This is a genomic window from Flavonifractor sp. An9 (genome assembly GCF_002161245.1).
Classification (GTDB): domain Bacteria; phylum Bacillota; class Clostridia; order Oscillospirales; family Oscillospiraceae; genus Flavonifractor; species Flavonifractor avicola.
Genome location: NZ_NFHC01000058.1, coordinates 1 through 666, shown reverse-complemented (window position 1 = coordinate 666; position 666 = coordinate 1). Strand labels below are relative to the sequence as shown.

The window sequence follows — 666 nt, the reverse complement described above, 5'->3', positions numbered from 1 at the left end:
CTGGGGTGCCGCTTCCTGCCTGGGTTTCGGTTCGGCTCTCCCGATTCCTTGGTCGATCTTGTCCGCCGCGTTCTGCCGCATGGCATCGGTGACGTGGGTGTAGGTGTTCAGGGTGGTGGCGCTGGACACATGGCCGATGATGGTGCTCAGGGTCTTGATGTCCATGCCGTGTTCCAGGGAGGCGGTGGCGAAGGTGTGCCGCAGATCGTGGAACCGCAGATGCCTGCACTCCGCTCGCTCCAGCACTGTCTGGAGCCGCTTTCGGACGGCGGCTGGGTCCATAGGGGAGTCTTCCTTGACGGGGGAGGGGAACATCCAGCGGGAGTGGACGGTTTTCTGGTAGGCTTTTAAGACCTTCAAGACAGGAGCAGGGAGAAGAACCGTCCGATTGCCTGCCTTGGTTTTGGGTGGGGATACAACCAGTTCTCCCTTTACCCGATGAACTTGACGCTCTACCCGAAGGGCACCAGTTCTGAAATTTAGGTCCCCCCATTGGAGTGCTAAGATCTCTCCCCGGCGCAGGCCGGTGGCCAGTTCCAGCAGCAGAAGCTCGTAGCAGCCGTCCTCCCTGGCCTGGATCAGCAGCCGCTGGATCTCCTCCGGAGTCAGAACCTTCATTTCTCTGCCCTTGACAGGCGGAAGTTTACAGCTGTCCGCCGGGTTGCG

Annotated in this window: 1 protein-coding gene; it reads right to left on the bottom strand. The window is 60.7% G+C overall.

All coding sequences use genetic code 11. The annotated features are described in order from the left end of the window. On the bottom strand, positions 1-666 hold a 666-nt coding region (locus B5G40_RS16560), incomplete at both ends, for a tyrosine-type recombinase/integrase (protein ID WP_143383457.1).